The sequence below is a fragment of the Catellatospora aurea genome (genome assembly GCF_042663325.1).
Taxonomy (GTDB): domain Bacteria; phylum Actinomycetota; class Actinomycetes; order Mycobacteriales; family Micromonosporaceae; genus Catellatospora; species Catellatospora aurea.
On sequence record NZ_JBHTAC010000118.1, the window covers coordinates 1 to 595 of the forward strand.

The 595-nt window shown below is 61.8% G+C and carries 1 protein-coding gene; it reads left to right on the forward strand.

What is annotated here, in order from left to right; genetic code table 11:
• Positions 1–360, forward strand: a 360-nt coding sequence (locus tag ACFQO7_RS37755; RefSeq protein ID WP_376810898.1) for a DNA cytosine methyltransferase, incomplete at its 5' end; no start/stop codon positions are given.
• Between the last annotated feature and the right edge of the window lie 235 nt (positions 361–595).

Genomic DNA, 595 nt, shown 5'->3' on the forward strand with positions numbered 1-595 from the left:
ATGACCTACGGCACCAGATCCAACCTGTGGGTCAACATGCGCGAAGCGATCGCGCAACTCAAACCGAAATACGTGGTCTGGGAAAACGTGCGCGGCGCGTACTCAGCCACCGCAGCAAGCGAGGAGGACAAACATGCGCCGGATTGCTGGATGGAACAGTGCCAGGGATGTGTGGGAGACGGATCAAGTAGACGTAATCTCACAGCGCTCGGACGTGTACTCGGAGACCTTTCCGATCTCGGGTATGACTGTCGATGGAGTGGCGTACGAGCTTCCGATGTCGGCGCCCCTCATGGCAGGTTCAGGGTCTTTGTTCTCGCAACTCGGCGGGAAGCTGATCCCGACCCCTCGAGCATCTGACGGGGAGAAGGGCGGGCCGAACCAGCGTGGCTCGAAAGGCGACCTCACGGTGAGTTCTGCAGTCGCGCTCCTCCCTACGCCGCGTCCGAATGAAGCCAACGGGGTAGGCGCCCATGGCGACGGTGGCGACGACTTGCGCACCACGGTTTCGCTATTGCCGACGCCGCAGGCACACGACCACGTACAAGGCAAGACACCTGAGCAAGTCCAGGCCATGCGCGAGCGCACAGGCGCA